Here is a 7,033-nt window from a genome sequence, read left to right as displayed (position 1 = left end):
TAATGGGAGGTATGATCGGACTTAATCCCGTCTGGATTATTCTATCTCTTTTTATCGGTGGCAAAGTAGCAGGAATTCTCGGTTTATTGATAGCAGTTCCCATCGCTAGTGTGCTGAAAAGTACCATCGATATCATCCGCTCGCAGCAACGGGAAAAAGAACCGGTAGTTTTCCTAGAAGAAACGGTGAAAAATTCCTCAGAGGAGGGCAAATAACAATAAATCCTGTTTTTTCAGTGAACAGTAAACAGTAATGAGTGAATTGAAAACTCACATCTGCTAACTGCTAACTGATAACTGATAACTGATAACTGATAACTGTTATGAGCGGCTAATTTCTTCGAGAATAGCCATCGCTTCTGTCACCCTATCCCTAGGGATAAATAAATGATCGTGATAATAACCAGAAATGACATTGACGCTAATTGCTGCTGCGGCCAGTTTCTCGCTAATTACCGCTAAAAATCCCACCGCCGCTAAACTAGAATGCACAGAAAGAGTAATTTGTCTATAAATATATTTGTACTGCAAATTCTTGCGATCGGCTTGCTGACGGGGAATAATCACCGTTATGCCTTCCTCTTCCTGAAATTGGCAGATAGGGGTTAATTGTAGCTGTTCTAGTCCTGTTGCTGTTAGGGAAGAAAAAACGAATTCTTCGGTATTTAGGACTGGTTTCAGGGATTGGAGCAGAATATCGAGATTAGTTTCGCCTTCCTTTGGTTTTTCTGGCGATTTTTTCGCCGCATCCATACAATGATTGGCAGCAGCGTCAGCCAAACTATTTTTAGCTCGTTCAATCCAGCGCCAGCTAATGCGATCGAATCGGGCAACTAATTGACAAGCACGCTGATAAAAGGGACGTAAACTATCGCTTTTTACCTTCCAGTCTCCCTTAACTTGATTGATGACTAATTGACTATCTCCCCGAATTTCTAGACTTTTTAAGCCTAGTTCTTGGGCTTTTTCCAATCCAATAATCAATCCCGTGTATTCAGCCTCGTTATTAGTGGCTATCTCCATATATCTAGTCGTAGTCAAGGAATTGCCCTCGGCTAAAACTATTACCGCTGCACCGGCTGCTCTCCCCGGATTGCCGCGAGAACCACCATCAAAATAGAGAACTGCTGAATTATCAGTTTTTTGAGCTTTTTTATCCATAATTTTCGTCAATAAATCTTGTTATCTCCATTTTTATCTCTTTGACAATTCTAGGCGGTAGCGATTCCGGGATCGGCAAAGCGGACAAGCAAGATTTTAGCCGATCGCCGCTACCGGGTAACTTTTTTTCTTCAGGTTATTGATAATTATTTGCAGTTGTCGGTTATACTGAGAACATCAGCCTAGAGTTATATTGCTAATAGTTCTCAATTAAAAGCCCCATGAGTACAGACAAATTGCCATCGGAAGGTGAGAAAATCTTCCCTCTTAGTGCTTGGGAGCGCTGGCAGCTCTACCACCGGCTGCAGGCCCTGGACATTGAAGATAAATGCTCGCTCCATAAGCTTTTGCCGGTTCGCATTGATGCCTCCGCTCAACTTTTACAGCTGTGGATTGTCCTGCGACAGGTAGAGGCTTCCCAAAGCTGTTTAATCGGTTGGCAGGAAACCTGTTGGCAGGCATAATCCTTGAGAAAAATTAGCAATCTAAGAGTAAAAAGTGAGAAAGTATGTCAAAATCTGTAACTGCCATGGTTCCCTTTCAAGTGGTCGGTCAATTCCTCGGTTTTGTCCTCAAGGACGGATATAAGGTAAAATACCTGAGAATCAGTGTTGATAAACGAGAATATTGGTTTAAGCCCGAAAAAACACTGCGAGACCACATACCTCTCAATATTGCTCTCCACTCATGGCTAAAAGTGACGGGAGAAAGTAGTCTTTGTTCAAAGAAGGGAAAATTAAAACTGAGGGTACTAGGGATCGAGCATTTATCCGGCGAAAAAACTCCAGAAGTGGCCCCAGCAAAAGCGCAAAAAGCCACCGTCTTAATCTGTCAGAAGTCCGATTGTTGGAAAAATGGCGGTGCGAGAGTCTGCCAAAGGTTAGAGAGTAGTTTAGAGGAAAAAGGACTGGGAGAAGCGGTGAATATTAAATTAACTGGCTGTTTAAAACAGTGCAAAAAAGGGCCGAATCTGGTGGTTATGCCCGATAAAAAGCATTATAATCAGGTAGCTCCCCAAGATGTCCCCTCCCTGATCGAGCGGCATTTTGCCACTTCTGAGCAAGAGAATACTGTATCAGTTTAACCGGAAATTTAATCGGCGATCGCTCTTGACAAATGCTCTTTTATGTGCATCAAAGGGACGAAGTGCCTGAAATTGTAATCAATTAGGGGATAGAAAAAGTCAATTCTTGCCACCGATAATTTATGACTGGTACCACTGCAACCTTGTTAATTTCTTGTCCCGACCAGATTGGTCTGGTGGCGAAAATCGCTAATTTTATCTACGCTAATGGCGGCAATATTATCCACGCCGACCAACACACGGATTTTTCGGCGGGATTGTTTCTGATGCGGATAGAATGGCAATTAGAAGGGTTTAATTTACCCCGTGGGATGATCGAACCAGCTTTCGCCGCTATTGCCAAACCTTTGCAGGCTAGTTGGTCCTTACATTTTTCCGATACTGTCCCGCGTCTAGCTATTTGGGTGACAAAACAGGATCATTGTCTCCTCGATTTATTATGGCGACAACACGGGGGAGAAATTAGGGCAGAAATTCCTTTAATTATTAGCAATCATCCAGAATTACACTCAGTTGCCAATCAATTCGGTATTGAGTTTCATCATATTCCCATTACCGCCGAAACCAAGATTGAACAGGAAGCCAGACAATTAGAGTTACTGCGGGAATACCGGATAGATTTAGTGATTTTAGCTAAATATATGCAGGTTCTCACTCCAGATTTTATTAACTTTTTCCCCAATATTATCAATATTCATCATTCTTTTTTACCGGCTTTTGCCGGAGCTAATCCCTATCAACGGGCTTACGATCGAGGGGTAAAAATTATTGGAGCCACCGCCCATTATATCACTGCCGATCTCGATCAGGGGCCAATTATCGAGCAGGATGTGGTCAGAGTTAGCCATCGCGATACCGTGGGAGATTTAATTCGTCAAGGTAAGGATTTAGAAAGGGTGGTGTTAGCGCGAGCGGTCCGTTTACACTTGCAAAATCGCGTTTTGGTTTACGCTAATCGCACGGTAGTGTTCGCTTAAAATGGGATAAGATGTACTTGACAAAAAAGAGAGCATTGAAGCTTAAAAATTAGGAAGTATCGGCGCGATTGACTAAAATAGCAATAGACCAGATCAGAAGGAAAAAATCATCTATGGCAACCACATCCGAAGACGTATGGCGACTCTTAGCCGAATTAACTGCCGCTCAAAAAGAAACTGACAAACAACTCAAGGAAGTCAGTCAACAACAGAAGGAGACTGAACTACTATTGAAGGAAGTTAGTCAACAACAGAAGGAAAACGCCCAACAACAGAAGGAAACTGACAAACAACTCAAAGAACTGGGCAAACAAATTGGGGGACTCGGTGCAAAATTCGGCAGCTTTACCGAAGGACTTGCCCTTCCTTCAATGGAAACGATTCTCAGACAACGCTTTGGTATGGAAGTTGTTAGTCCTAGTGTGCGAGTCAGTAAAGAAGGACAACACCTAGAAATTGATGTTCTTGCCTATAGCAATGGTGAGCTAAATACCGCTTATATCGTTGAGGTTAAAAGTCATGTTAGACAGGAAGATATTACACAATTAAAAAGTATTTTGCCACGGTTTCGCCGCTTTTTTCCTGAACACAAAGATAAAAAACTCTATGGCATATTAGCGGCGGTTCATGTATCCCCGGAATTACGGGAAAAAATTCTGCAAGAAGGGCTTTATGTGGCTCGGATTCATGACCAAGTATTTGAATTAGATATTCCCGATAATTTTCCACCTCAAACCTATTAAATAACCCTGCCCTAGGAAAAACTTTTTCAGTAAGCTTTATTGTAATTGTCCGCGCAGAGCATAACGATCTTTTTCTAAACCGAAAGCGAAGAGAAAAGAATGGCGTATGGTGGGGTTAGAGAGAGTAAAAAAGAGAAAGAGAGCGATAACAGCTAATCCTGACGATAAACTAAACATAGTTTCGTAGGAAATTGCTAAAACCCCCAGAATTGGACCGGCTAAGGCTGTTCCCACATCAAAACCGCCGATACAGATAGAATAGGCCCGGCCGCGTTCTTGGGGCCCAGAGCGATCGGAGATTAAAGCCAGTAACATAGGGAATAAAATCCCCCCTCCCGTACCTTCGAGGATAGCGGCTAAAATTAAAGCGGAGGAAGATCGGGCAGAAGATAGAACCAACATGGATAAACCATAGCAAAAAACGCTAATAGTGATGAATAAACCCCGTCCATAGCGATCACTGGCTCCTCCCGACAAAATCCGTCCGATTACCCCCGATAGTGCCGCATAACTGTAGAATAGACCGGCACTGAAAGGAATCTGATTTTCGAGGAGAAACAGGGGTAAAAAAGCGACTAAACCGCCGAATAAAGTACCGACCAATAGAAAAACTAAGGTAGGGACTAAAAAAGCTCGCTCTTGACATAATGCCCAAAAACTGCGCTCGATTGTCTGATTTTCTGCCTTCATTTGGGCTAATTTTTTCTTGAAGTCCGGTTCTTGAATGGAGAAACCAAAGAGAAAGGCGATCGCTCCTGAAGCGGCGGAAACTAGAAATAAACCGTTATAACCGATCGATTGGTAGAGATAACTGCCTAAAGCTGGACCGATTCCCATGCCTAGGGGTGCAGTTAAGCTCATATAACCAATTATCTCTCCCCGTTGACGAACGGGGGAAAAATCCACCACTAGGGTACTGTAACCGGTGGTAAAAGCGGCGATACTGAGACCATGGTAGGCGCGGACGGCGAATAAAGAGGAAAGATCGCGAAAAAATAGATAACCGAGGGGTGCGGTAGCGGCGACAATAGTTCCAAATAAAACCACTAATTTGCGACTGCGGCGATCAACTAGATTGCCTAACCAACTGCGCGATACAATTAAACCGATGGCAAAGGCCCCCATGACAAAACCGATATCTTGTTTGCTACCGCCTAGGGATTTAATATAGGTGGGGAGAGTGGGGACAAGAGTGGTAATACTTATCCAGAAAAACAGCGCCGTGACGAAGAGGATGAGTAGTTGACGACGAGTTTCGCCAGTAAGCGATCGAAAAGTTTTGAAAGCGTTCACGACAGTGACCGTCACAGGCAACAAAAAGACCCGGAGATCACGCCAGTCACAAGCATCCCGTATTGCTGCTACCTTCCGGTCCTGACAAGGTTAAGGCGTTGCGATCGCATGAGTCCGAGTCTTTTCTATCATAACATCTTTTTCGGGGATACGGGCATTTTTTTCTGGAGAATCTCCTCTCAATCTAGACTATGAACGGAAATTTCCTCAACGAGGGGGTTTTTGCAATTGTTGTTGTAGAGAAGTTTCCGGTTCGATCGCCAATCCGCTAAACTGTCGGATTAAGAGTGAAGGACTCTCCCTAGAATCGGCAGCGAGGAAAAATAACCAACGGCTGCCGGGGGTGAGTTGTTCGATGGAATTGAAGTTACTTGTCAACCAAATTACAGGTAAATTAGGCAGATTAGCATTTTTTTGACTAGCTTTTGCCTCTATAGCCGCTAAAGTTTCTAAAATGACCCTTTCCCCCTGAATTAACCCCGTTTCACCGGTCCAGAGTTTCACATTTAGTTGCCGACGATGGGCATAAAAATAGAGGGAAGCAGCGGCAATAATCGCCCGTTCAAACCTGTCTTCTTGCCAATCACAGAGGGTATCGAGACAGATAATCACTTCCTGTCCTCCCGTTAACACTTCTAATTCCCGAATTTGCAATTCTCCCAAACGGGCGCTAGTTTTCCAGTGAATTAAACGGGTAGAATCACCCTGGCGATATTGTCTCAAGTTACGGGTAAGTCCTTGACTAGCCCTTTGATAATAGCGATTATTTTCTAATTTTTGTTCCATCTCTTGACCGAGGGAATCGATCAGGGGACATTGTTGTAAGGGTAAAATTTGGGGATAAACTAAAGCTTTAGCCGCTGCTTGCTGACAACGACGACACCAAAATAAACCGAGAGGGGCCGCTGTTCTTAATTGTACTTCTTGCCAGTGATAAATACCTCGTTTACTGGTGGGTAAATAATAAGTCCAACGATGGCAACTTTTGGAGGCAATCGCTTCTATTGCGGTTATTTTTGGCCGATCGAGAACTATAGGCAGCAGATCTGTCACTTCTAACAGATTTATCGGCTGATTGCTCGTATTTTCTATCTCTAGGCTAATACTAAGATCGTCTCCTGCACTCACGGGTACAATGGCAAGACGACGCACTTTCAGAGGAAGAAGGGAACGACGGGGTAAAATTATCGATAAAATTAAAACAGCGATCGTCGTGCCAGAGATAGCATACAACCATCCCGCCATGGTATTGGTCGCAGCTCCGAAAAAACAGAGGGTAATGCCAATGATTACCCCCCCACCGTAAGCGGGTAAAATACCGCGATCTTCTAACCAAGTTTTCATAGAGTTTAGTGGTTTTGTCGTCTTTGCTAGAAAGCTAAAAATCAGTCCCACACTTCTAGAATTATCCCAAAAGCCATGATAAACTATCAAGGGGATCGGACTGATCAGCTAAGGGAGTTCTCTTCCTTGCCACTGTTGGGATTTTTCTTAACAAAACTTAACAATTGATGGCAAAATTTTGCTTGCTTTTGTGGGCAGATTTTGCAATAATATTTTAAAAAGAGTTTATTTATAATGGTAATCTGAGCAGTCAGCGATAAACAAAAACATCCCATTGTAAGACAATTATAACCCAAGCCGCCGGCAAAGTCAAGCGCTCACTCCTAATTAGGGTTTGCTGAAAAAGCTTTTCCTGGGGGCAGGGTGTGGGGTGTGGGGTGTGGGGTGTGGGGTTTTACCCATTTTCAGGGGGTCAATTACCTAATTTTCAGG

The 7,033-nt window shown here is 43.5% G+C and carries 8 protein-coding genes and 1 other RNA gene; 5 read left to right on the top strand and 4 right to left on the bottom strand.

Annotated elements, in window-relative coordinates:
• Positions 1–215: AI-2E family transporter (locus tag PX481_RS07290; RefSeq protein WP_288094161.1), on the top strand; the 215-nt coding region annotated here is incomplete at its 5' end.
• A gap of 105 nt (positions 216–320) precedes the next feature.
• Here the strand turns inward: PX481_RS07290 and PX481_RS07285 are convergent.
• Positions 321–1,160: a reverse transcriptase-like protein gene (locus PX481_RS07285; protein ID WP_288094160.1), complete on the bottom strand. Its 840-nt coding sequence runs from the start codon at positions 1,158–1,160 to the stop codon at positions 321–323.
• A gap of 221 nt (positions 1,161–1,381) precedes the next feature.
• On the opposite strand from PX481_RS07285, the gene PX481_RS07280 reads away from it, so the two are divergent.
• The 4 genes from PX481_RS07280 to PX481_RS07265 all read left to right on the top strand — a co-directional run bounded on the left by PX481_RS07280 (position 1,382) and on the right by PX481_RS07265 (position 3,964).
• Positions 1,382–1,624: an Asr1405/Asl0597 family protein gene (locus PX481_RS07280; protein ID WP_288023258.1), complete on the top strand. Its 243-nt coding sequence runs from the start codon at positions 1,382–1,384 to the stop codon at positions 1,622–1,624.
• Positions 1,625–1,668: 44 nt separating this feature from the next.
• Positions 1,669–2,244 (top strand): (2Fe-2S) ferredoxin domain-containing protein, encoded by a 576-nt coding sequence (locus tag PX481_RS07275; protein WP_002759670.1) that lies wholly within the window; start codon positions 1,669–1,671, stop codon positions 2,242–2,244.
• A 122-nt stretch (positions 2,245–2,366) separates the two neighbouring features.
• Positions 2,367–3,221, top strand: a complete 855-nt coding sequence (gene purU, locus PX481_RS07270; RefSeq protein ID WP_002759669.1) for a formyltetrahydrofolate deformylase — start codon at positions 2,367–2,369, stop codon at positions 3,219–3,221.
• Positions 3,222–3,334: 113 nt separating this feature from the next.
• Positions 3,335–3,964 carry a DUF3782 domain-containing protein gene (locus PX481_RS07265; RefSeq protein WP_288094159.1) on the top strand — a complete coding sequence of 210 codons (630 nt, stop codon included), beginning with the start codon at positions 3,335–3,337 and terminating at the stop codon, positions 3,962–3,964.
• Between the two features lie 36 nt (positions 3,965–4,000).
• Here the strand turns inward: PX481_RS07265 and PX481_RS07260 are convergent, their stop codons facing one another.
• The 3 genes from PX481_RS07260 to PX481_RS07250 form a co-directional block, all read right to left on the bottom strand.
• Complete coding sequence (locus tag PX481_RS07260; protein WP_288094158.1) at positions 4,001–5,272, bottom strand: MFS transporter; 1,272 nt, start codon at positions 5,270–5,272, stop codon at positions 4,001–4,003.
• 9 nt (positions 5,273–5,281) lie between these two features.
• An RNA gene (gene ffs / locus PX481_RS07255) (signal recognition particle sRNA small type) lies at positions 5,282–5,378 on the bottom strand.
• 86 nt (positions 5,379–5,464) lie between these two features.
• Complete coding sequence (locus PX481_RS07250; protein WP_288094157.1) at positions 5,465–6,601, bottom strand: DUF58 domain-containing protein; 1,137 nt, start codon at positions 6,599–6,601, stop codon at positions 5,465–5,467.
• Positions 6,602–7,033: the final 432 nt, after the last annotated feature.

Source organism: Microcystis sp. M53603_WE2 (assembly GCF_030065435.1).
The sequence above is the reverse complement of the archived record's forward strand: the minus strand, read 5'-3'. Positions and strand labels throughout refer to the sequence as shown.

Coding starts and splice junctions, on each gene's coding strand:
- purU (WP_002759669.1), top strand. CDS start 2,367: ATGACTGGTACCACTGCAACCTTGTTAATTTCTTGTCCCGACCAGATT.
- PX481_RS07285 (WP_288094160.1), bottom strand. CDS start 1,160: ATGGATAAAAAAGCTCAAAAAACTGATAATTCAGCAGTTCTCTATTTT.
- PX481_RS07280 (WP_288023258.1), top strand. CDS start 1,382: ATGAGTACAGACAAATTGCCATCGGAAGGTGAGAAAATCTTCCCTCTT.
- PX481_RS07265 (WP_288094159.1), top strand. CDS start 3,335: ATGGCAACCACATCCGAAGACGTATGGCGACTCTTAGCCGAATTAACT.
- PX481_RS07250 (WP_288094157.1), bottom strand. CDS start 6,601: ATGAAAACTTGGTTAGAAGATCGCGGTATTTTACCCGCTTACGGTGGG.
- PX481_RS07275 (WP_002759670.1), top strand. CDS start 1,669: ATGTCAAAATCTGTAACTGCCATGGTTCCCTTTCAAGTGGTCGGTCAA.